The organism is Paracoccus sp. (in: a-proteobacteria) (assembly GCF_047973135.1).
Classification (GTDB): Bacteria; Pseudomonadota; Alphaproteobacteria; order Rhodobacterales; family Rhodobacteraceae; genus Paracoccus.
Genome location: NZ_JBKEBL010000277.1, coordinates 1 through 22,593, shown reverse-complemented (window position 1 = coordinate 22,593; position 22,593 = coordinate 1). Strand labels below are relative to the sequence as shown.

16 protein-coding genes are annotated in these 22,593 nt (G+C 64.3%); 3 read left to right on the top strand and 13 right to left on the bottom strand.

Annotation, left to right across the window (positions count from 1 at the left end):
- The 3 genes from ACK5L9_RS20470 to xrtE all read left to right on the top strand — a co-directional run.
- A partial coding sequence (locus ACK5L9_RS20470; RefSeq protein WP_416913302.1) for an SdrD B-like domain-containing protein occupies nucleotides 1-1,723 on the top strand: 1,723 nt, incomplete at its 5' end.
- 143 nt (nucleotides 1,724-1,866) lie between these two features.
- The gene (locus tag ACK5L9_RS20465; RefSeq protein ID WP_416913301.1) at nucleotides 1,867-2,079 is read left to right on the top strand and encodes a hypothetical protein; all 213 of its coding nucleotides are present in this window, start codon (nucleotides 1,867-1,869) and stop codon (nucleotides 2,077-2,079) included.
- Between the two features lie 81 nt (nucleotides 2,080-2,160).
- A complete protein-coding gene (gene xrtE / locus ACK5L9_RS20460) occupies nucleotides 2,161-3,780 on the top strand; it encodes an exosortase E/protease, VPEID-CTERM system (protein ID WP_416913300.1) in 1,620 nt (539 codons plus the stop codon).
- Between the two features lie 14 nt (nucleotides 3,781-3,794).
- On the opposite strand, the gene ACK5L9_RS20455 is transcribed toward xrtE, so the two are convergent.
- The 13 genes from ACK5L9_RS20455 to ACK5L9_RS20395 form a co-directional block, all read right to left on the bottom strand.
- Nucleotides 3,795-4,685, bottom strand: a complete 891-nt coding sequence (locus ACK5L9_RS20455) for a transglutaminase family protein (protein ID WP_416913299.1) — start codon at nucleotides 4,683-4,685, stop codon at nucleotides 3,795-3,797.
- Between the two features lie 3 nt (nucleotides 4,686-4,688).
- Nucleotides 4,689-7,094, bottom strand: coding sequence for a circularly permuted type 2 ATP-grasp protein (locus ACK5L9_RS20450; RefSeq protein WP_416913298.1), 2,406 nt, complete (start codon nucleotides 7,092-7,094; stop codon nucleotides 4,689-4,691).
- A 3-nt stretch (nucleotides 7,095-7,097) separates the two neighbouring features.
- Nucleotides 7,098-10,511: a DUF2126 domain-containing protein gene (locus ACK5L9_RS20445; protein ID WP_416913297.1), complete on the bottom strand. Its 3,414-nt coding sequence runs from the start codon at nucleotides 10,509-10,511 to the stop codon at nucleotides 7,098-7,100.
- 139 nt (nucleotides 10,512-10,650) lie between these two features.
- Nucleotides 10,651-12,126, bottom strand: coding sequence for an acyl-CoA dehydrogenase family protein (locus ACK5L9_RS20440; protein WP_416913296.1), 1,476 nt, complete (start codon nucleotides 12,124-12,126; stop codon nucleotides 10,651-10,653).
- Nucleotides 12,127-12,133: 7 nt separating this feature from the next.
- On the bottom strand, nucleotides 12,134-13,807 hold the full coding sequence (locus tag ACK5L9_RS20435) for a tannase/feruloyl esterase family alpha/beta hydrolase (protein ID WP_416913295.1): 1,674 nt from the start codon (nucleotides 13,805-13,807) through the stop codon (nucleotides 12,134-12,136).
- A gap of 51 nt (nucleotides 13,808-13,858) precedes the next feature.
- Complete coding sequence (locus tag ACK5L9_RS20430; RefSeq protein WP_416913294.1) at nucleotides 13,859-14,737, bottom strand: amidohydrolase family protein; 879 nt, start codon at nucleotides 14,735-14,737, stop codon at nucleotides 13,859-13,861.
- Nucleotides 14,738-14,746: 9 nt separating this feature from the next.
- Nucleotides 14,747-16,630, bottom strand: a complete 1,884-nt coding sequence (locus ACK5L9_RS20425; RefSeq protein WP_416913293.1) for a feruloyl-CoA synthase — start codon at nucleotides 16,628-16,630, stop codon at nucleotides 14,747-14,749.
- Between the two features lie 12 nt (nucleotides 16,631-16,642).
- A complete protein-coding gene (locus tag ACK5L9_RS20420) occupies nucleotides 16,643-17,416 on the bottom strand; it encodes a crotonase/enoyl-CoA hydratase family protein (protein ID WP_416913292.1) in 774 nt (257 codons plus the stop codon).
- A 20-nt stretch (nucleotides 17,417-17,436) separates the two neighbouring features.
- Complete coding sequence (locus ACK5L9_RS20415) at nucleotides 17,437-18,201, bottom strand: SDR family NAD(P)-dependent oxidoreductase (protein ID WP_416913291.1); 765 nt, start codon at nucleotides 18,199-18,201, stop codon at nucleotides 17,437-17,439.
- A 12-nt stretch (nucleotides 18,202-18,213) separates the two neighbouring features.
- Nucleotides 18,214-19,494 (bottom strand): TRAP transporter large permease, encoded by a 1,281-nt coding sequence (locus tag ACK5L9_RS20410; protein WP_416913290.1) that lies wholly within the window; start codon nucleotides 19,492-19,494, stop codon nucleotides 18,214-18,216.
- Nucleotides 19,494-20,033, bottom strand: a complete 540-nt coding sequence (locus ACK5L9_RS20405; protein ID WP_416913289.1) for a TRAP transporter small permease — start codon at nucleotides 20,031-20,033, stop codon at nucleotides 19,494-19,496. The genes ACK5L9_RS20410 and ACK5L9_RS20405 overlap by 1 nt, the downstream gene beginning before the upstream one ends.
- A 66-nt stretch (nucleotides 20,034-20,099) precedes the next feature.
- The gene (locus tag ACK5L9_RS20400) at nucleotides 20,100-21,206 is read right to left on the bottom strand and encodes a C4-dicarboxylate TRAP transporter substrate-binding protein (RefSeq protein WP_416913288.1); all 1,107 of its coding nucleotides are present in this window, start codon (nucleotides 21,204-21,206) and stop codon (nucleotides 20,100-20,102) included.
- 63 nt (nucleotides 21,207-21,269) lie between these two features.
- Nucleotides 21,270-21,746, bottom strand: a complete 477-nt coding sequence (locus ACK5L9_RS20395) for a MarR family winged helix-turn-helix transcriptional regulator (RefSeq protein ID WP_416913287.1) — start codon at nucleotides 21,744-21,746, stop codon at nucleotides 21,270-21,272.
- Between the last annotated feature and the right edge of the window lie 847 nt (nucleotides 21,747-22,593).

Here is a 22,593-nt window from a genome sequence, read left to right as displayed (position 1 = left end):
GACCGGAACGATCAACCTGTCCATCGGCGAGGCTGAACGCGACGTCGATGCGGGTCTGGTGCAGAAAGACACCGGGACGGCCTCGCTTGGCGATACGGTCTGGTACGACGCCAACAAGAACGGCACGCTGGATGCTGGCGAAGGCCGGGCGCAGGGCGTGACGGTTCAGTTGATCAACCCGACGACCGGCGCGGTGATTGCGACGCAGGTGACGGATGCGAACGGGAACTATCTGTTCAGCAACCTGAATGCGGGCAATTATCAGGTGAAATTCGTGGCCCCGAACGGTTACGAGTTCACGACGCAAAGCACGGTTGCTGCGGATGCTGTGAATAATGACAGCGATGCGGGGACGGGCGGTCTGACCGGCACGATCAACCTGTCCATCGGCGAGGCTGAACGCGATGTCGATGCGGGTCTGGTGCAGAAAGACACCGGGACGGCCTCGCTTGGCGATACGGTCTGGTACGACGCCAACAAGAACGGCACGCTGGATGCTGGCGAGGGCCGGGCGCAGGGCGTGACGGTTCAACTGATCAACCCGACGACCGGCGCGGTAATTGCGACGCAGGTGACGGATGCGAACGGGAACTATCTGTTCAGCAACCTGAACGCGGGCAATTATCAGGTGAAATTCGTGGCCCCGAACGGTTACGAGTTCACGACGCAAAGCACGGTCGCCCCGGATGCTGTGAATAATGACAGCGATGCGGGGACGGGCGGTCTGACCGGGACCATCAACCTGTCCATCGGCGAGGCTGAACGCGACGTCGATGCGGGTCTGGTCAAGCTGAACAATGCCCCTGATGCAAAGGACGATGGCGGCAAGACCTGTGCTGACATGCCGAAGGCGATCGACGTTCTGGCCAATGATACGGATCCGAATGGCGACAACCTGACCATCACGCAGGTGGCCGGTCAGACGATCACCGAGGGGCAGACCGTCACGGCTTCGGATGGGGTCAAGATCACGCTGACGGCCGGGCAACTGGTCTTTGACGCGACCGGCACCAGCTATGAGGCGGCGCTGATCGGGACGCATAACAACGCGACCTACAGCTATCAGATCAGCGACGGAAATGGTGGTTTCGACACGGCGAATGTCGCCATGACCTTCTGCGGTGCGACCAACACGCTGCAAACGATCGAAGCCAGCCTTCCCGCCGGCGGAAACCTGCTGCTGACCCTTGACAAGACCTTTGGCGGGGATTTCTACAACGCGACCTTGTCGGGTACCGGTGATGATCGCTTTGACGGCATCATCTTTGAGGCGGCTTATTGCCTGTCGGCCTATGAACCGATTAGCACAGGTGTGTCGATCCCCTATAACTTCTACCTTGCCAAGGAAGGCTCGGTACCGACGGGGGTTGTTTCTCATCCCGAATATCTGGACTCTATTAACTGGATCCTGAATCAGGACTTCACTTCGCAGGATAACGGTGACAACACCGGTACCAACTATACCGAGGCTGAAATCCAGGGCGCGATCTGGGGGCTGACCGATAACATCGTGTTCGTTCAAAACGGGTTGGGAACCAATGCCAATGCGAACGAGATATATCAGTTGGCGAAGGCGCAGGGTGACGGCTATGTGCCGGGTGAGGGTGACATCGTCGGTCTGGTTCTGGATCCGACGGCTGCGGCAGAAGCCGCCGGCAATGCTCAGCCGTTTATCATCGGCGTGCCCTTTGACGAGCTGACGCAGGAATGCGTTTGCGTGTAAGAACGACGCGGCGTCACCCGATTTTGGGTGGCGCCGCAGAAATCCCGCACGTCCAAGGTGTGGGATCAGGCTGTCCATTAGACAGTCATGTTGATGAGAGTGACGGTAACTTGGACCACCGTCTGTTTTCAGGAGTTCGAACCATGAAAAAATATGCTATTGTAAGCGGTTTGGTAAGTGCTGCTGCCGCTGCGGCCTCGATGATGAGTGCCACGGCCGCATTCGCTTGTGGTGGCGGCGTTTGCCCGCCGCCGCACGCCGTTCCGGAAATCAGCGCACTGGAAGGCACGGCGGCTTTGGCTGCTCTGGCTGCCATCGTGCTGCTGACCTGGGAACGTCGTCGTCGGGCCAGCTAAGTTAAACCGATACAATAGAACGGACAGGCCCGCCCCAAAAGCGGGCCTGTCATTACCTGAAGGTATCCGGAAGTCGTTGTCATGAGTGTTGTCGGTGCAACTGCTGCCCGCTTGCCATTCCGTCCCCTGCTGGGTGCGGCGTTTTTGCTTATTTTCGAATTTCTCGTCATTGGTTTTGTCTATAAATTCGGGATCAATTTCGACTGTCGGGCGAATTGGGGAAATGCGGCCTGCGGGACCGCCAGCAAAAGCCTTGCGGCGCTGTATTGCGTGATCGCCGCGATCGGGCTGTTCGCCCTGCTGCGGCCCTCATTGTTCCGGGGATTGCTGGCCGAGACGGGGCATGACGCCCGCGCCCTGGGTTTGAACCTTGCCGGGTTCGGGCTGGCCATGATCCCGGTGCTGTTCCTGCGGGAAGGCGATGGCGCGCGGATGATGCCGCTTGCGTTTCTGCTGTGGGTGCCGGGGATGGCGCTGCTGCTGACCGGGTTGCTGGGCTGGCTTGCGCCGGTGGCGCGATGGCGCGTGTTCCTGCGCGAGGCTGGCCCGACCCTGTCCGTGGTGGTGGTGGCGGGTGCGCTGGCCCCGGCATTGGCCGCCCGGTTGCAGCCGATCTGGCGGATCGAGCTGATCGCCGACGCTACTTTCAGCGCGGTGACGGGGATGATCCGGGTGCTGGGTTATGACGTTATCGCCGATCCGGTGCGCAAACATATCGGATCGCAGGATTTCCTGATCGCGGTCGCGCCCGCCTGTTCCGGGCTTGAGGGGATCGCGCTGGTCACGATTTTTGTCAGCCTGTATCTGTGGCTGTTCCGTCAGGATCTGCGGTTTCCGCGTGCGCTGCTGCTGTATCCCATGGGGATTGCCGCCAGCGCGTTGTTGAATGTGGTGCGCATCGCGGCATTGCTGATCATCGGGCTTGAGGGGCATCCGCAACTGGCTGTAGGCGGGTTTCACAGCCATGCCGGATGGGTCATGTTCACTCTGGTTGCGCTGGGGATCATTGCGGTTGCGCAAAAGCTGCCGTGGCTGCACCGGCAGTCGGCGCAGCCGGTTGCGTCGCGCCCACTGCCGCCCCTGCGGCAGGATCCCGTTGCCGCCCGGATCCTGCCCTTTGCGATCTTCATGCTGACTGCGGTTGTCGCCCCTGCGATCAGCCAGAACCCGGCGATGTTCTATCCGATCCGGGTGCTGCTGCTGGGGGCGGTGATCTGGCTGGTCTGGCCAGAGCTGCGCAAGCTGCCATGGGCGGTCTCGCCGCTGTCATGGGGGATTGGTGCGGCCATTGGCGTGATGTGGGTGGCGATTCCCGTGGTGCCGTCGGAAGGGCCGCCGCCCTATGGCGCGCTTGGCGGCGGTCTGGTCATTCTGTGGTTTGTCTTTCGCGGCATCGGCACCGTTCTGCTGGTCCCGTTGGTGGAAGAGCTGTTTTTCCGCGACTATCTGGCAAGCAGGCTCCGGGGTGCCGAACTGGGGGCCGCCGCTTCGCGGGGGCGTTGTCTGCTGGCGTCGCTGGTGACGGCGGGCCTGTTTGCCGCCCTGCATGACCGATGGATCGAGGCGCTGGTCGCCGGGCTTGCCTTTTCCTATGTCGCCGGGCGCGCGGGCCGCATCTCGGACGCGATTGCGGCGCATGCGCTGGCCAATCTGATTGTTTTCGCCGTTGCGGTGGCGACCGGCAATCTGGCCATGATCTGATTGCCGCGCGTGCCTCAGCCTACCGGCACGACATCGACCCGCTGATAGGTGCGGTGCCGCCCGACCGAACGCATCGCCCCCTTGACCGGCGCGATGTCGGAATAGTCGCGACCGATGGCGGCAGCGATATGGTCGCTGCCCGCCAACATGGCGTTGGTCGGGTCAATTTCGATCCAGCCGGTTTCGGAACCGCACCAGACGCGCACCCAGGCGTGCATGGCGTCGGCCCCCTCCAGCCGGGGCTGGCCCGGAGGCGGGCTGGTGCGGATGAACCCCGAGACATAGCCGGCCGGGATCCCCGCCGCGCGCAGCACCGCGATGGCCGCGTGGCTGATATCCTGACAGACGCCGCGACGGTTGCGAAACGCCTCAAGCGGTGAGGTCGTGACATCGGTGGCGCTTGGGTCAAAGTCGAATTCGTCATGCAGCGCGTTGCAGATTGTCATCGCGCTCTCCCGCGCCGAGGCGGGCGGACCCGCCAGAACCTCGGCCGCGAAATCCGAAAATTCGCGGTCCAGCCGGACACGCGGCGAACTGCCCAGAAAATGATGCGGCGAGTCAGGGCGAATGCTGCGGCAGGCGGTGATTTCAGCGGCCAGTTCCGCCAGCCCCTGCGACAGATCAAGCCCCGCCTCCGAGGCTTCGACCCTGACCCGGCCATGAAACCGGAACTCGATATGCCCTAACGGGCGGTCAAAGGCCATTTCGGCCATGGGGTTGCCAAAGAAATCCACCCCGTCGCGACGGAAATCCGGGGCCGGATCGGCACCGACCAGCCCGGTGATCAGTTGCTGTCCGGGGCGGGTCAGCGGCAGCATTCGCAGAATCGTGCGATTCGCGGCGGCGGGGTGGTCGTAATCGTATCCGATGCGCAGGCCGATGTCGTAAAGCGAGGCGGTCGTCATCGCCTAACCCAGATAGCGTTGCGACAGGGCCTCCGAGATCGCGGCGATCTCGGAGGCGATGCCGACAAGGCGGTCGCAGGTGATATCTTCGGGTTCGGCAACGGCCAGAGCGGTCTGCAATTGCATGATCATCTTTGCAGCCGGGGTCAGGCCCGGCGGTTCGTCGCCGCGTGGCAGCAGGGCCTCTTGTTCGCGCAGAATGTCGATCTGCGACCGGATCGAGCGGGGGTTGTCGCCGTCCAGTGCCAGAAGATCGATCACGGTCGGGATATTCGTCTCGACCGAATAGCGGCGGCGGTGAGTCATGACGCTGTCACCCACCTCGACCGCGACATCAATGCAGCCCTGCGGCGCGGTGGGGTTGGTCAGGGCGCCCAGAAAGCGCGCGCATTGCAGCGCACGTTCCAGCGCCCGGCCCATTGCCAGAAAGCGCCAGCCGGTAAAGCGGAACATGTTGTCATGCACCAGCCCGGAAAAGCCCGCCAGCTTGCGCAGCAGCACGCTCATGGCGCGGGCGGCATCGTCGCCATTGCTGATGCGCTTCGCCATCGCATGCGCGGTGCGCGACAGATCGTTCAGCGCGTTCCAGGCATCAACGGAAAAGCGGTCATGCACCTTGGCCGCGCAGGCCAGCGACAGATCGAAAAGCTGTAACAGCTCGTCAGGGACGGCGCGGTCAAGATCAAGGTTCATCTGACCCAGATAGCTGGCCAGATAGTCTGTCAGCGGCAGAGGTGTTCCGCCTGCCTCTTCCAGCCGCTGATGATAGGCGCGCAGCAGGCGCACGACGGTTTCAGTCCGCTCGACATAGCGGCCCAGCCAGAACAGGTTGTCGGCGGCGCGCGCTGGCAGAAGGCCCGGCATGCGGCGGATGAAGGGGCCATCGGCGGGTGGGGTCAGCGTGTCATAGCCCACGGCGTGATCGCTGACGACCCAGACATCGGCGACCGATCCCCCTGCCTGAATGGCCAGCGCGGTCGGATCCTCGGTACGGCCGATGCGGGCATAGCCGCCGGGCATCACGGTCCAGCCCTCGCGCGTACGTGCCGCAAAAACCCGCACCATCATCGGGCGCGGTACAAGCTGTCCGTCGATCATCGCGGGTGTGGTGGACAGGGTCACGGCCTCTTGCCCGACCAGATTGCAGCCTTCATCCTCTAGCCAGTCACGAACCGAATCGGGGGGTGCCCCACGGAATTTCCCGCCAAGCACGGTCGAGCCGTCGCGGTCAAAGGGTTGCCGGGTAGACAGGGCCGGACCGATCTTCATCCGGTGCAGGTTCTCGCGGACATAGGCGCGTTCGGCGGCCTGGCCACACCACCATGTCGCGATATTCGGCAGTTTCAGCGGCTGGCCCAGCAAATGTTGCGCGATGGTCGGCAGAAAGGCCAGCAGCGCCGGGGTTTCCAGCACGCCCGAGCCAAGGCAGTTCACCATCGTCAACGAGCCTGATCGCAGCGCGGCTATCATCCCCGGCGTGCCGATGGTCGAGCTTTCGTCCAGTTCCAGCGGATCGGCAAAGCGCGAATCCAGCCGCCGCCAGACCACGCTGAGAGGTTCGGGCCCGTTGATCGTCTGCACCGACAGACGGCCATTGGCGACCGTCATCTCGGACGTTTCCAGCAGCAAGAAGCCCAGATAACGGGCGATATAGGCGTGTTCGAAATAGGTGTCGGTGTGCTGTCCCGGCGTCAGGATCGCGACCCGACCATCGCCATCGCGGCGCAGGTTGTTCAACTGATCGCGGAACCGGCGAAAGAACCCGGCAAGGCGTTCGACATTGGACTGCGGATAAAGATCGTGAAACACGCGAGAGGTGGCGATGCGGTTTTCCAGCGCAAAGCCCGACCCCGACGGCGCCTGCGTCCGGTCGCCCAGAACGAACCATGACCCGTCCGGCGAGCGACCGACATCGAAGGCCAGAAAATGCAGAAAATCGCCGGAATGCGGGGTCATGCCGACGATCGGGCGCAGCCATTCGGGGTTGCGGGCAATCAGTTCGGCAGGCAACAGCCCGTCGCGTACCAGAGTGGCCGATCCGTAAAGATCGGCCATCACCTGTTCCAGCAGTTCGGCCCGCTGCACGATTCCCTCGGCCAGTTCTGTCCATTCCGACGCGCCGATGACCACCGGGACATGGCTTAGCGGCCAGTCCCGTTCCATCGAGCCATTGCCCGAATGTTGCCGGAAATAGACCCCGGTGTCGTGCAGATACTGATCGCCACGGGCAAAGCGCGCAGTCAGTTCGGCGGGGCTTTCGCTGGCCAGAAGCTGAACCAGCGGCTGCCACACGGGCCGCAAGCTGCCGTCAGGTTGCAGCAGTTCATCCGCCGCACCTGTTCGCGCCGGATAGGCCGCGAGAAACCGGGCAAGATCCGGTCCTATGACATTCCATGCGGTTTCCACCATTTCTCAATAGCTTGACGTCCTGCGCAGGTCCAGCGTCATCGGAAACTCGGGCGCGGTTCTTTCGGGCTGCGGCCAATAACTGCCGGCGCTGTGGCCCATCTTTTCGAACCGCGCCAGCCTGCGCGCCTCGGCCTCGTTGGCGTTGACGGGGAAGGTCTCGTAATTGCGGCCGCTGGGATGGGCGACGTGATAGGTGCAGCCGCCAAGGGCGCGTCCGGTCCAGGTGTCGAAAATATCCAGCGTCAGCGGGGCGTTGACCGGCAGGACCGGGTGCATCCCTTCGGCTGGTTGCCAGGCTTTGAAGCGGACACCGCCAACGGCCACACCCGAGGTTTCCGTCGGGGTCAGAGGCACGGGGCGGCGATTGCAGCAGACGATATAGCGGCCCGTGGCGGGTGCGGTCAGCTTGACCTGCATCCGCTCGACCGAGCTGTCGGTATAGCGGACCGTGCCGCCGATGGCCCCGCGTTCACCCAGGACATGCCACGGTTCCAGCGCCTGCCGCAGTTCCAGATGCACGCCCTCGTATTCGACCTCGCCGACAAAGGGGAAGCGGAACTCGGCCTGCGCTTCGTACCAGTCGGGGCGCATGTCAAAGCCGTGATCACGCAGGTCGCGCAGCACGTCCAGAAAATCCTGCCAGACGAAATGCGGCAACATGAAGCGGTCATGAAGAACCGTGCCCCAACGTATCGGATCGCCCCCCAACGGCGCTTTCCAGAACCGCGCCAGCAAGGCCCGGATCAGTACCTGCTGGGCCAGGCTCATCCGCGCGTCGGGAGGCATTTCAAAGCCGCGAAACTCGACCAGACCCAGCCGCCCGGTCGGGCCATCGGGCGAAAACAGCTTGTCGATGCAGATTTCGGCGCGGTGGGTATTACCGGTCACGTCGATCAGGATATTGCGCAGCAGCCGGTCCACCAGCCAGGGCGGCGTGTCCGGCCCTTGCCCCGGAGCGGCGATCTGCCAAAGCGCGATTTCCAGTTCATACAGCGTATCGTGCCGCGCCTCGTCGATGCGGGGGGCCTGACTGGTCGGGCCGATGAACAGCCCCGAGAACAGATAGGACATCGAAGGATGGCGCTGCCAGTGCAGGATCAGCGATTTCAGCAGATCGGGCCGACGCAGGAAGGGGCTGTCATTGGGCGTCAGCCCGCCCACGACGACATGGTTTCCGCCGCCCGTCCCGGTATGTTTGCCGTCGATCATGAACTTGTCGGCGCCAAGCCGGGTCTGCCGCGCCTCGTCATAGACGCCGTTGGTGATCGCCACGCAATCGGGCCAGTCATGGGCGGGGTGAATATTCACCTCGATCACGCCGGGATCAGGGGCAACGCGAATCACGTTCAGCCGCGCGTCCTGCGGCGGGGTATAACCCTCGATGTGGATCGGCAGGCCAAGCTGTTCGGCGGTTTCCTCGGCGGTGGCCAGCAGATCAAGATAATCCTCCAGCGTCTCGACCGGTGGCATGAACACGCACAGACGACCGTCGCGCGGCTCGACCGCGATGGCGGTGCGGATGGAACCGCTCAACCCCGCCTCGGGCGCGACGTTGCGCGGGGCAACCGTTCCGCCTTCCGGGGCTGCCACATCGGATACCGGTTGCCTGTGCCCCGGCGTGACTTCGGGCAGGAAGGCGGCCTCTTCCCCGGCGATGCGCTGCAACTCTTCCATCAGCGACTGACGCCGGGTCTGCTGACGGGCGTGGAAATCGGGCAGGTCGGTCAACGCGGCGGTCGGATCGGGTGCGTAGATATAGGGGTAGGATGCCGGCGGAATGTAAGGCAGCGCACCAAGTGGCAGGCGAAAGCCGACGGGACTGTCGCCCGGTACCAGGAACAGATGCCCGCGCCTCGTTTCCCACTGTTCCGAGCGCCATTGATGCCCGCTGGCCCGTGCCTGCCACTGCCGTTGCAGCGGCAGGGCATAGCCCGCCGGTACCCCCAGACCGCGCGCAAAGACCCGTGCGATCCGCGCCCGCGTCTCGGGGTCTTTCAGGCGCGAATCTCCGGGTGTCACATTGACCGGCAATTCTGCCTCTTTCAGAATCCATTCCGCCGGATCCTCATAGGCGGGATGCACGAAGGCCGGGTTCAACCCCAAGTTTTCGGCAAAACGGCACAGGAAGCGATCCGCCTGTTCCGCGCTGGCCCCGGTCGCCCTTTCGGTCGCGACCAGATCGGCGTTTTTCCAGACCGGCTTGCCGTCGCGCCGCCAGTACAGCGAAAAGGTCCAGCGGGGCAGGGTCTCGCCTGGATACCATTTGCCCTGCCCGTAATGCAGAAAGCCGTTCGGCGCGAAACGGTCGCGCAGCCGCCGGATCAGCGTGTCGGCGCGGTCGCGCTTGGTCGGGCCGACGGCGGCGGTGTTCCATTCGGCGCTTTCGAAATCGTCGATGGATACGAATGTCGGCTCGCCGCCCATTGTCAGTCGCATGTCCTGCGCTTGCATGATCTGATCGACCTGATGCCCCAGCCGGTCCAGCGCGTCCCATGCCTCGTCCGAAAAGGGTTTTGAGATGCGCGGCTGTTCGGCGATACGCGCGATCTTCATGTCGAAATGGAATTCAGTCTGCGGCGTGCCTGCGGACGAGAACCCGCCAACGATGGGCGCGGCATTGCTGTAATGCGGGGTGGCGGCCAACGGGATATGGCTTTCACCGGCCAGCAGCCCCGATGTCGGATCCAGCCCGATCCAGCCCGCGCCGGGCAGATAGACCTCGCACCAGGCATGCAGGTCGGTGAAATCGTGATCCGTGCCCGCAGGGCCGTCCAGCGACACCAGGTCGGGTTTCAGCTGGATCAGATAGCCTGACACGAATCGCGCCGCAAAGCCCAGATTCCGCAGCGCCTGTACCAGCAGCCAGGACGTGTCGCGGCAGGAACCGCGCGCCAGTTTCAGCGTTTCCTCGGGCGTCTGGACGCCCGGTTCCAGCCTGACGACATAGCCGATCTCGCGTTGCAGGCGGGCGTTCAGTTCGACAAGGAAAGACACGGTGTTCGGCGCGGAACGCGGGACCGCGCCCAGAAACCGGGTCAGCAGCGGCCCCGCCGGTTCCGGCGTGCGATAGATGCGCAGATCCTCGGCGAATTCGTCGGGATAGGCAAAGGGAAAGACCTCGGCGCTTTGTTCGACAAAAAAGTCGAACGGGTTATAGACCGTCATGTCGGCGACCAGATCGACCTCGATCCTGAACTCGCGTACGGGTTCGGGAAAGACGAATCGCGCCAGCCAGTTGCCATAGACATCCTGCTGCTGGTTCACGAAATGCAGCGCGGGCGAGACCTTCAGCGAATGCGACACCACACGGGTGCGGCTGTGCGGCGCGGGCCGCAATCGGATGATCTGCGGCCCCAGCGTGACCGGACGGTCATATTGATAGTGGGTCAGGTGATAGACATGGGCAAGTATCGCCATTCCGTGCACTCCGCTGGGACAGGCTGTTTAGTCTCAGCACAACCCGCTGGCGCGAAAACTGTAAAGTGCCCAAATGCGTTCACCCTGCGGATTTTTGCGGCAATGGCTGTCCCGCCCAGAGAACAGGCAGCCCTGACCGTCAGCCGCGCGCAATCGCGATGCGGACCGCCGCCGCCAGCAATGCAGCCGTGCGGTCGGCGAAATCCCGAGCTCGCGCCCGGACATCCTGCTGCTGCGCCAGATCGCGGGCCAGCGCCTGCCATTCATCGGCAAGGGCGGCGATTCCGGCATCGTCCGGGGCAAGGCCCGTGACCAGCGCGGCGAATTGCGGGATCGCGGCACCTGCGTCAAGGCGCAGCCCGCGCGTTGCCAGCGCCTGCGCATGGATGCCGTTCGCGCCCTCATAGATCGCCGTGATCCGGGCGTCGCGCCAGATTTGCGACATGCCGTATTCCTCAAGATAGCCATAGCCGCCAAGGATCTGAATGCCCAGATCGGCGGCGCGAATCCCGGCCCCGGTGGCGTAAATCTTGCACAGCGGGGTCAGAAATTCGACCAGCGCGGGGCTGGTACCGCGTTCGATCATGGCCAGCGCGATATGGCACATGCCGCGCGCGGTGCGGGCCAGATCGTCCTGTTCGTCCAGCATCCGCAGCACATCCGGGTGATCGGCCAGAACGGCGGGGCGGCCATCGGGGTGGCGGCCTTGCTGGCGTTCTGCGGCATAGGCGGCGGCGATGGCATGGGCGCGGGTGGCGTGGGCCACGCCCTGCAAGGCCACGTCCAGCCGCGCGTGGTTCATCATCGTGAACATGGCGGCCAGCCCCTTGCCCTCGGTGCCGATCAGTTCGGCCCGCGCGCCGTCAAACTCCATCTGGCAGGTGGGCGAGGCGTGAAGGCCCAGCTTTTCTTCGATCCGGGTTACGGTGATGCCGCCATGTTCCGGTGAACTCAGGAACAGCGACAACCCCCTGACCCCGTCCTCGGGCGTGCCGGTACGCGCAAGCACCAGATGCAGAATCCCCTGCGAGATGTCCTGATCTCCGCCCGAGATGAAAATCTTCTGTCCGTTGATCCGCCAGTGACCGCCGTCGGTTGTGGCGCGGGTGCGGATACGCGACAGGTCGGACCCGGCCCCCGCCTCGGTCAGGCACATGGTCGCCAGAACTTCGCCCGAAGCAAGGCGAGGGATATGGGCTGCGCGCTGCGCGGTCGTACCGTCCTTCATCAGGACCGAGACCAGCCCCGAGACCAGCCCCGTCACCATTTGCAGCGAATGGTTCGCGCCGGAAAATATTTCCGAAATGGCGGCGGCAGTCAGATGATCCAGCGCCTGCCCGCCATATTCTTCGGGCGCGGTCAGCCCCTGCCAGCCCCCCGCCGCCAGCTTGGCATAGGCCGCGCCAAAGCCGTCGGGCATTCGTACGCGGCCGTTTTCCAGACGGCACCCCTGCCGGTCGCCACTGGCATTCAGGGGGGCGACCACCCCTTCGGCAAAGCTGGCGAAATGGCGTGCGACCTGTTCCGACAGATCGGCGTCCCAGTCCGGCAGATCGCCGGCAAAGCGCCGCAGGCTGAGGAAAATGTCATCGACGGGGGCCTGAAAGGGGATCATCTGAACCTCATTGACACTGGAAACTGTCGGCGGATTTTGGATCGCCGCCCTGATAGCGCGCGATCAGCGGGGCAGGGCAAAGCGGGCGGCTGGCCCCTTGCAGTGCCTCGGGCAGCTCGGCGTTATCCGCGCGGGCAGTGGCGATGACGGCTTCGGGCGCGGTGCCGTTTTCCACCCATTCGATCAGCGGGGTCAGCAGGTCAAAGGCATCCGTCGCAGGCCCGCCGCTGCAATGGTTCATGCCGGGCACCGGATAGAAGCGCACAAAATCACCTGCCATGCCCTCCAGATTGGCATTCAGACGGTCATACCAGCGCGCCGTGTCACTGACCGAAAAGATCGGGTCGCTGCTGCCATGCACGATGATCATTCTGCCAGTCGCGTCCTGAAAATCCTGCAGGGTCGGATCCTCGGCATCGGGGGGTGTCATAAGCTGCATGGGCGATTCCGGAAACTCGTCCGACGTCGCAAAGATCCGTTGCGCATCCACCGCCGGATCGAAGGCAAGGCTGGCGGCAATCAGATCGGTGGGGGCACTGCCGACATGCGTGGGCGGAACGGTAAAGATCTGGGCCAGCGAGGATGCGCCCATCACCGCCGTGATCGGCATGCTATCCCATGGCGGCACGGTGCTTTCGATCTTCCATGCGCGCCAGTTCGCGCCACCGATGCCGCCGTCCCAGACCTTTTCGCTGTAGATCAGTTGCCCGTCGGCCCCGGTCGCGCCTGCAAAGACGGCTTGCAGCGCCGCGACCTTGGGCGCAGCAAGGCACTGATCGCTTTGGCCCTCGGCACATTGCAGGCTGGTGATGTCGAATGCCTGCTGGCAGGCGGCATTATCCTGCACCAGCCCGTCCTCAAGCCCGTCCAGCGCATCGCAGGCTGCCAACACCCCCGCCGCAACCAGAGCCATGTCGTCGCGCGACAGCGAGGTACGGATGTCGCCGGTCAGGGCGGACAGGGTTTGCAGGTCCACGGCGCTTTGTACCGCCGAGCGCGGCAGGTTAAAGCCGGGTGCCGCGACCAGCAGCCCGTCGAACGCGTCAGGCATGCGCGAGGCGGCGACCATCGCGTGACGCCCGCCATTCGAACAGCCGATGCCATAGCTGTGGGCGACGGGTTGGCCGTAATAGGCCTCGACCATCCGCAACGCCAGCGGCTGCAAGATTTCCACGGCCTTGTAGCCATACATCTGCCGCGCCTCGAAATCGAAACCGAAACCTGCGGCCCCGGCCAGACCCATGTCGGGGTTTGCCTTGCCGTCATGGCCCGCGTCGCTGCTGATCACGGCAAAACCACGCGCAAGCGGTGCCATGTCGCCCGTGCCGCTGCGCAGCGCGCCGGTGGCGGGATCAACCTCGCCATCGTTGCCGCCGTTGAACTGATGTACGAAATCGCCGTTCCAGTCGTCGGGCAGGGCCAGCTCGAATGACAAGGCATAGGGTTTGCCGTCGGTCCCGGTACGCTCGGCGGTGTGGCCCCGGACGCGGCATTGCGCGGCGGGGCTGTCCTCGCCCGCCGGGACGGTCGCGACATCGGTGAAGGTCACGCCGGTCAGGCCCATCGCTTCGGGCGTCAGGCCGTCGCAGGCCATGGGCGCGGCGAATGCAGGCGCGGCAAGGCACAGCGTCAGGGCGGTCAACGGCGGCAGAGGCCGCATGAATATGGGTGAAAACGACATCTTGAAATCCTCCCGTTTCAATGGTGCCGCGCAGTGATCCGCGCGGCGGGCTTAGCCAATACCCAGCAGCCGCAGGGCGTTTTCCTTCAGGATCAGGGGCCTGACCTCGTCGCGGAAATCGGCCTTGTCAAAGGCGTTCAGCCATTTTTCCGGCGCGATCATCGGCCAGTCGCTGCCGAACAGCATCTTTTTCTTCAGCATGGTATTGGCATACTGGATCAGGATTTTCGGAAAGTATTTCGGCGACCAGCCTGACAGGTCGATATAGACATTCGGCTTGTGCTGCGCGACGGACAGCGCCTCTTCCTGCCAGGGAAAGGAAGGATGCGCCAGAATGATCGGCATGTCGGGGAAATCGACGGCCACATCGTCGATGACCATCGGGTCCGAGAATTTCAGCCGCATCCCGTTGCCGCCCGGCATACCCGAGCCCACGCCGGTCTGGCCGGTATGGAACAGCGCCGGCTTGCCGCTTTCGGCGATGGCCTCGTACAGCGGATAGGCCGCGCGGTCATTGGGCCAGAATCCCTGCATGGTCGGATGGAACTTGAAGCCCTGGACGCCGTGATTTTCCACCAGATCGCGGGCCTCGCGCGCGCCCAGTTTCCCCTTGGCCGGGTCGATCGAGGCGAACGGGATCAGGATGTCGTCATGTTTCGCGCAGGCCTCGGCGACCTCGTAATTGTTATACCGGCGGTATCCCGTCTCTCGTTCGGCATCGACGGGAAAGATCACCGCCGCGATGTTATGCGCGCGGTAATGAGCGGCGGTTTCGTCGATGGTGGGCGGATGTGCCCAGGGCGCGCCGAAATATTTCGCCATAGCCGATTGCAGATCGTCATAGCCGTCATCGGCATGGCAGCCGCAGGATTCCTCGGCATGGGTGTGAAAGTCGATGGCGCGGACCTTGTCGAAATCGATATTCTTCATGATGCCTCCTCAGACGCGGATAAGCGCCGGGTCTTCGTTGTCATACAGCCGTTCCAGCAGATCGGCGCGGCGGGTCAGGATCTTTCTGACGTTCAGCGAGCCCTTGTCCGTCACCTCTTGCGCGGCAAGCGAGGGTGGTTCGGCCAGCATCATCGCGCGGGTGATGCGTTTTGCCGAACCCGAGATGTCCTGATTCATGTCGCGCAGGGCTGTCTCGATCCGGGCGGACAGATGCGGTTCGACAAAGGCACCATGGGCAGTATTTTCGGCGCTGACCTGCTGGGGCAGGGGAAAGATGAACAGCCCGATCTCGCCCCGGTCATGGCCACAGACCACCACATCCTGCACCAGCCCCTTCAACCGCTCCAGCACATTCATGCGCAGGGTACCCGCCTGCACCCATGTGCCCGTGTTCAGCTTGAAATCCTCCGAGACGCGGCCATCAAAGATCAGCCCGCGCGAGGCGTCGCCGGGATTCACGAAACGCACCGCATCGCCGGTGATGAAAAACCCCTCGTCGTCAAAGGCGGCGGCGGTCTTGTCGGGATCGCCGAAATAACCTTTGAAGACATTCGGCCCCTTCACCCGGATTTCGCAGCGCATGTCTTGATCCGGGATCAGCTTGACCTCGACACCGGGCAGGGGCACCCCGATCACGCCGGACCGGCCAAAGGGTTCATGCACCATCACGCAGGCCGGCGCGGTTTCGGTCAGCCCCCAGCTTGATGCCATCATCGGCAACCCGCCGCGTTCCTTGATGCAGAACCGTTCCAGCCGCGTCCAGACATCCTGCGGCAACGAGGCCCCCGCATAGAAGATCAGGTCCAGCGTGCCGAACAGGGCCTTGCGCAATCCGGCATCCGCATCGGCGGCTTCGGTGGTCATGGCAAAGCCGACGGGGACGTTGAAGGTCAGCGTGCCGGGGCGGTCGCGGCGGTTGGCCAATGTGGTGTCAAAGCCGCGTGCCGTGGGCTTGCCGTGATCAATGGTCAGCGTGCCGCCCTGCGACAGCACCAGGTTCACATTGTGACTGCCGCCAAAGACGTGGTTCCAGGGCAGCCAGTCGGTGATCAGCGGCGGCGAGGCGGCCAGCAGCGGCATCGCCGCCGCCATCTGCGCCTGATTGACGCACATCATGCCATGGGTGGTCAGCACGCCCTTTGGATCGCTGCTTGACCCCGAGGTGAACAGGATCTTGGCCAGCGTATCCGGCCCGATGGTCGCATGCACCGCGTCCAGACGTGGATGGTCGGGCGTGGCCAGCAGCGTGGCGAAGGCGGTCACGTCGCGCGGCGCGCCTTGGGTCCGGGTGGCCAGAATCTCGACCCCGGCCAGTTCGGGCAGACGCAGCGCGGCGGCATAGCGGGCGGCGTCATCGACGAAGGCAAGGGCAGGGCGCACCTTGTCCAGCACGAAAAGCAACCGGCCGTGGGCCTCTTCGATCAGCGAATATTGCTCGGCCAGCGGCACGACCGGCACGCCGACATATTGCCCTGCCAGCGACAGGATAAGGTGGTCGATGCCATTGCCCGACATGATGGCGATGGTGTCATCCGCACCCAGCCCCCGCGCCAGCAGCGCCGAGGCGACCGCGCGGACATGGCCCAGAAGATCGCCAAAGCCGACATCGCGCCACGGGCTGTCAGCCGATGACGGGTCGCTGCGTTCGGACAGTGCCACGCGATCCGGCGCGGCCTTGGCCCAGTGATGTAGCCATGCGCCGGTATTCGGGACCACCTCGCCGATCTGTTGCGCGGCGCGCAGGATGATCGTGCCATCCGGACGATCCTCGCGCAGGGTGTCATGGGGGATCCACTGCACGGTCGTGTGTTCGCGTGCCCATGCGGCGCGTTCCTCGATATTGTCCGCAGTCAGGGGCGGGATCTGTGTCATCGTTTCCTCCTGTCAGCGAAAGACCGGGGGGCGCTTTTCCAGAAAGGCGCGCAGCCCCTCTTGCGCGTCGGGCGTGGTCTGCACCATCGAGGCGGCAAGGCTTTCGGTGAACAGACCGTCGCCGCGCGACATGTCGCCGATCCGCGACAGCGCCTGCACCATGAAATAATTCGACATGGGTGCGTTTCCGGCGATCTGCGCGGCCAGCTTGCGTGCCAGCGGCATCGCCTCGCCCTCGGCCACGCTGTAATGCGCAAGCCCCAGCCGCAAGCCTTCATCGGCGTTGTATTTGCGCCCGGTCAGCATCATCTCGGTCATCCGGTCGGGGCCGATGATCTTGCCGACCCGGACCGATGCCCCGCCGCCCACAAAGATCCCTCGCCGCCCCTCGGGCAACTGAAAGATCACCGAGGGTTCGGCGATGCGCACATGGGTGGCGGTCGCCAGCTCCAGCCCGCCGCCGATGACTGCGCCGGTCATGGCCGAAACGGTGATCAGCCCGCCATACTGGATCATGTCCATGACCCGGTGCCAGTAGCGAGAATGATAGACGCCTTCTTCCGCCGACCGTTCGGCATGTTCGGACAGGTCGAGGCCCGAACAGTAATGCCCGCCCGCGCCGGTCAGGATCACGACGCGCACCGGTTTCGGCATGGTCGTATAGGCGTGTTCGATAGCGGCGATCAGCCCGTCGCTCATGGCGTTACGCTTGGCGGTGCGGATCAGGGTGATGGTGGCGATCTGGCCGTCCACCTCGGTGGTCAGGTATTTCGCATGATCGGACATGGTTCCCTCCTTCGGGGCGGTCATTTCGGTGCTAGTCGCACGGCGCTGTCGATTCGGATCACCTCGCCGTTCAGCAGCGGGTTCTCGACGATGCTTTGAACCAGCATGGCATATTCGTCCGGGTGGCCCATGCGCGACGGAAACGGCAGCCCGGCCTCAAGCGAGGCCTTGATTTCCGGCGTCAGCCCGCTGGCCATGGGCGTCTCGAACAGGCCCGGCGCGATGGTCATCACCCGGATGCCGAAACGCGCCAGTTCGCGTGCGGCAGGCAGCGTCAGCGAAGCGATGCCCCCCTTGGACGCGGCATAGGCCGCCTGACCGATCTGCCCGTCCTGATAGGCGACCGAGGCGGTGTTGACGATCACGCCCCGCGCGCCGTCATCGTCCAGCGGATCCGCCGCCGCCATCGCGCGGGCCGCCAGGCTGAGAACGACATAACTGCCATACAGGTTGACCCGCAGCGTGCGTTCGAACGCCTCGAAGGGCAGCTTGCCGTCGCGCGGCAGGATGCGCCCCGCCGTGCCGATGCCCGCGCAATTGACCACGATGCGCGGCACGCCCAGTTCCGCGGCCGCCCGTCCGAACCCGGCCTCAATGGCGGCGGCGTCCGACACATCGGCGGCAATCGCCATCCCGCCGATTCCGTCCGCCACGCGGGCGGCGGCGTCAGGCGACAGATCCACCACCGCGACGCGGGCACCCTGTGCGGCAAGCCTGCGGGCAGTCGCCTCTCCCAGTCCGCTGCCGGCACCTGTGACCAGCGCGGTTTGACCCGAAATCTGCATGTGAAAACCTCCTTATATAAAGCCGCGAATGGCCAGCATGCAGGCGACCAGCGCCAGATCGGCCAGAATGAACGGAACGATTCCGGCAAAGACCTGTTCCAGCCGCACATAGTCGCGCGCGACCGAATGGATGACAAAGACGTTCAGGCCGACCGGAGGGGTGATCATCCCGATCTCCAGCAGCTTGGCGACCAGCAGGCCGAACCACAGCTTGTCCACCCCGTGCTGTGCCAGAATTGGCAGGAACAGCGGCAGCGTCAGCAACAGCGCGCCAATGGGTTCCAGGAACATGCCAAGGATCAGATAGATCACCACGATGGCCAGCAACAGCGCGAATGTACCCAGCCCCAGCCCCTCGACGAAATGGCCGACCTGCATCGACAGGCCCGACATCGCGACCAGCCGTGTGAACAGGTTCGCGCCGATGGCAATGATGAACAGCGACCCCGATGACAGCAGCGTATCGACAAGGCTTTCCTTGAAGCCCTCCCATGTCATCGACCGGCGGATCAGCGCGATCAGGATGGCGACAAAGCTGCCGAACGCGCCCGCTTCGGTCGCGGTGAAAAAGCCGCTGAACAGCCCCCCGAACACCGCCCCGATCAGCAGCAGAACGGGCCAGATTTCCGCCGTCTTCTGCCAGCGGTCGCCCATCGTATAGGGTTCCGCGCGGGGCAGGCTTGCGGGATCGCGCATCCAGACGATCAGCACGGCGGCGATATAGAAGGCCAGCGAGGCAAGGCCCACGAACAGCCCGCCAAGGAAAAGCGCGTTGATCGAGGTTTCCGCCTGAATGCCGAACAGGATCAGGATGATCGAGGGGGGGATCAGCGCGCCGATCGTGCCCCCGGCGGCGACCGAGCCGGTGGCGATGGACAGGTTATATCCCTGCCGCGCCATTTCCGGCACTGCGATCCGGCCGATGGCTGCGGAACAGGCGACCGACGATCCCGACACGGCGGCAAAGCCCGAGGCCCCCGCCAGCGAGGCGATGGCCAGCCCGCCCGGCATCCAGCCCCACCAGACCCGCGCGGCCTCGAACAGCCCGCGCGTCAGGCCCGAATGATAGGCGATATAGCCCATCAGCAGGAACATCGGGATCGAGGACAGGGTCCAGCTTGCCGAGGTGGTATAGGGAATCGTGGACAGCATCGACATTGCCGGGCGCAGCCCCGCAATGCCCCAGATGCCAAGAAACGACACCCCGATCAGCGCGGCGGCAATGGGCACGCGCATCGCGATCAGCGCCAGCAGGGCGACAAGCGCCAGAATGCCAATCGTGACGGGTTCCATCACACATCCTCCTTCAGGGCCTGCAATTCCTCAAGCACGTCATGTTCGCCGCTGCGGAACTGGCCGGTCAGCACCTCGGCGATGCGGATCAGGATGACCAGCAGCGCAAGGCCGAACGAAAATGGCAGGATCCAGTAACTTGGCCATGTGATGAACCGGATCATTCCGGCCTCGATATAGGCGCCGCGCTGCGTCTTGCTGATCGCCTCTTGCGCCGATCCCCATGTCAGCACGGCCAGCACCGTACCAAAGACCAGGAACCCGAACAGCAGCACCGCCTTCAGCGGCACGCCGGACAGGCCCTGCGTAAAGATCGTCGCCTCGATATGGCGGCGCTTCAGTTCGGTCAGCGCCAGCGGCAGCACGCTGACCGCGACCATGTAATACTTGCCCACAAGGTCCGGCGTGGCGGGGAATCCCGCGCCCAGAAAGGCGCGCATGAACACATCCACCACGACCTGCATCATCATCAGCAGCAAGACGATGCCGCCCATGATCATGCTGAACCGCGCAATGACAGTCTCGACCGGTTTGAACATCCGATCCTCCGGTATCTGGCGGTGAAAAAGGCAAAGGGCGCGCGCGGCATACGCGCGCCGCCGGGCTTACTGACCGTAGGTGGCAATATCCACCTTGGACCAGATCTCCTGATCGCGCAGCGCCGCCATCTCATCGACCGAGACGCCGCCCTCGGGGATCAGCCCTTCCCATTTCTCGATCAGCGCCGTGTAACGGTCCACCTTGGCCTGCGCATCCGTCACGCCACGGCTTTCCAGAATGCCCACGGCCTTTTCCAGATGGCCGGTGTTGAAGGCGTCGCGCGCATCCAGCAGTCCCTGATCGGGCTGGACGAACTCGACCATGTTCTTGTCCTTGACTTCGGCAATCTGCTGATCGAACGCATCCATGCCCGAGGCAACGCCGAATTGTGCGGCCGAGGCAAGCGCCCGGCGGTCCTGTTCGTCCATCCGCTCCCACAGTATCTTGCTGGCGGTGGTGATGGCGGCGCTGTTGAACACGCCCTCGTCGATTTCGGTGACAAAGCCTGTCACATCGCCCAGACGGTTCGCGATCACCTCATGCGGGGAACTGATGGTCGCGTCAATCACCCCCTGGCTGAGGCTTTCGAACAGTTCGCTTGACGGCATCTGCACCGGTACGCCGCCCATGGTTTCGATGAAGGCGGCATAAAACGGGCTGCCGCTGCGGATTTTCAGGCCCTTTAGATCGGCCAGCTTCGTGACCTTTTTCGTGCTGAGAAGCTGATACAGCGGCGTTGCGTCCGATCCCAGATAGACCTGACCGTTGCGGCTGAACTCGGCCTGGCAGGGTTCGCAGGTGACGACATATTCGGTAACGGCATTCGCGATCACCGCCGGGCTGGAGCCCAGTGTGGACAATTCCGCCGGCAGGTTCGTTTCGGGATATTCCGACACGAAATAGGGGATCAGGATGGGGCCGAAATCGCTGACTCCGTCGCGCAGGGCATTTGACATCTCGTTCGGGGCGACAAGACCCGAGGGCGTGTCCTGCCCGGTCCAGCGGCCTTCGGTCAGTTCCTCCAGCTTTGCGAACGTCGCCGGATAGACGTTCTTTGCGATGGCGTGGTTCGGGCCAAAGCCGCTGGTGGCGCGGATCGTCTCGGCCGAGGCCGAAACGGCCAGCGCCGAGATGGCGCAGGCAACTGCGACCGTGGCAATACATGTGGTCATGAAACTCCTCCCTTGGCAATTGCGCCCGGCCCGTTGCAGCCGGTGCGCGCAAATCATTGTATTCTAGCCTGTCTGCCGGCCCTCCAGCCGTTCCAGAACCGCGATCAGGCGGGCGCGGTCCTCGTCGTCGATCTGGCCAAGGACCGCATCCTCGGCCATCCGTGCCTTGTCGGCCACCCGGTCGCGCAAATGCCGCCCGCGCAGCGTCGCCGTCAGCGCATAGCGCCGCCGGTCGGTCGGAACCCGCTTGCGACCGATCAGGCCGCGCTCCTCCAGCTCGTCGATGATGACGACCAGATTCGAGCGTTCCATCTGCAAGGCCCCGGCAAGTTCCGATTGTACGATGCCGGGGTTGTCCACAATGATGGACAGGCAGGAAAAGCTGACCACCCTCAACCCGTCCTCGGCCAGCACGCGCTGCGCCTCGGGCTGAAAGCGCATATAGGCGCGCTTCAGGCGATAGCCGATCAGATCACCAAGGACACTGTCCATTACCTCGGACCTTTCGTCGTCATCCTCGGTTCGGTCGGCTTGCGGCATGTTTCCCCCCCTTGCATGAGCGAAAGCTACATTAGCATAATGGTTATAGTCAATAATTATTTTTTGATATACCTATCCGGTAGAGAAGGAACGCGGCATCGCCCTCCGCCCTCCGCCCTCCGCCCATCCCGCCCGGAACTGCCCCGACCCCGGTGCCCGTTCCGCACGGCATGACGCGTCCGGCCAGCCAGATCGCTGCCCCGCTGCCGCGCTTGTGGAAAGGGGGTGCGGGCCGGGCAAAGCCCGGCCCGTCGCTGCCGCCCGGCCGAAGGCGCGCCTTCGGCGCGCGGCTGCTCTGCGGGCGTGGGATCAGGCACGAAAGACCGGTGCCCCGGCCCGCTCCAGCCCCACACGCCACACCCGTCGCCCCCAAGGCAGCGCATCAGGCCCGTCCCACCATCGCCCTTGCGCGCAAGGCGGGGGGTCCGGGGGGCGCAGCGCCCCCGGCCACCGCGGGACGCAAACTTCGCGACGGCGACGTCACCCCACGTTCTCCGGCTAGGCGCAACAGCGCAATACGTGCACGCGGCATCGCCCTCCGCCCATCCCGCCCGGAACTGCCCGGACCCCGGTGCCCGTTCCGCACGGCATGAGGCGTCCGGCCAGCCAAATCGCTGCCCCCCCGCCGTGCTTGTGGAAAGGGGGTGCGGGCCGGGCAAAGCCCGGCCCGTCGCTGCCGCCCGGCCGAAGGCGCGCCTTCGGCGCGCGGCTGCTCTGCGGGCGTGGGATCAGGCACGAAAGACCGGTGCCCCGGCCCGCTCCAGCCCCACACGCCACACCCGTCGCCCCCAAGGCAGCGCATCAGGCCCGTCCCACCATCGCCCTTGCGCGCAAGGCGGGGGGTCCG

Bases quoted from the DNA above. Each gene is read 5' to 3' on its own strand.
- ACK5L9_RS20450 (WP_416913298.1), bottom strand. From the start codon at position 7,094: ATGGTGGAAACCGCATGGAATGTCATAGGACCGGATCTTGCCCGGTTT.
- ACK5L9_RS20410 (WP_416913290.1), bottom strand. From the start codon at position 19,494: ATGGAACCCGTCACGATTGGCATTCTGGCGCTTGTCGCCCTGCTGGCG.
- ACK5L9_RS20465 (WP_416913301.1), top strand. From the start codon at position 1,867: ATGAAAAAATATGCTATTGTAAGCGGTTTGGTAAGTGCTGCTGCCGCT.
- ACK5L9_RS20425 (WP_416913293.1), bottom strand. From the start codon at position 16,630: ATGACACAGATCCCGCCCCTGACTGCGGACAATATCGAGGAACGCGCC.
- ACK5L9_RS20445 (WP_416913297.1), bottom strand. From the start codon at position 10,511: ATGGCGATACTTGCCCATGTCTATCACCTGACCCACTATCAATATGAC.
- ACK5L9_RS20435 (WP_416913295.1), bottom strand. From the start codon at position 13,807: ATGTCGTTTTCACCCATATTCATGCGGCCTCTGCCGCCGTTGACCGCC.
- ACK5L9_RS20455 (WP_416913299.1), bottom strand. From the start codon at position 4,685: ATGACGACCGCCTCGCTTTACGACATCGGCCTGCGCATCGGATACGAT.
- ACK5L9_RS20415 (WP_416913291.1), bottom strand. From the start codon at position 18,201: ATGCAGATTTCGGGTCAAACCGCGCTGGTCACAGGTGCCGGCAGCGGA.
- ACK5L9_RS20420 (WP_416913292.1), bottom strand. From the start codon at position 17,416: ATGTCCGATCATGCGAAATACCTGACCACCGAGGTGGACGGCCAGATC.
- xrtE (WP_416913300.1), top strand. From the start codon at position 2,161: ATGAGTGTTGTCGGTGCAACTGCTGCCCGCTTGCCATTCCGTCCCCTG.
- ACK5L9_RS20440 (WP_416913296.1), bottom strand. From the start codon at position 12,126: ATGATCCCCTTTCAGGCCCCCGTCGATGACATTTTCCTCAGCCTGCGG.
- ACK5L9_RS20395 (WP_416913287.1), bottom strand. From the start codon at position 21,746: ATGCCGCAAGCCGACCGAACCGAGGATGACGACGAAAGGTCCGAGGTA.
- ACK5L9_RS20405 (WP_416913289.1), bottom strand. From the start codon at position 20,033: ATGTTCAAACCGGTCGAGACTGTCATTGCGCGGTTCAGCATGATCATG.
- ACK5L9_RS20430 (WP_416913294.1), bottom strand. From the start codon at position 14,737: ATGAAGAATATCGATTTCGACAAGGTCCGCGCCATCGACTTTCACACC.
- ACK5L9_RS20400 (WP_416913288.1), bottom strand. From the start codon at position 21,206: ATGACCACATGTATTGCCACGGTCGCAGTTGCCTGCGCCATCTCGGCG.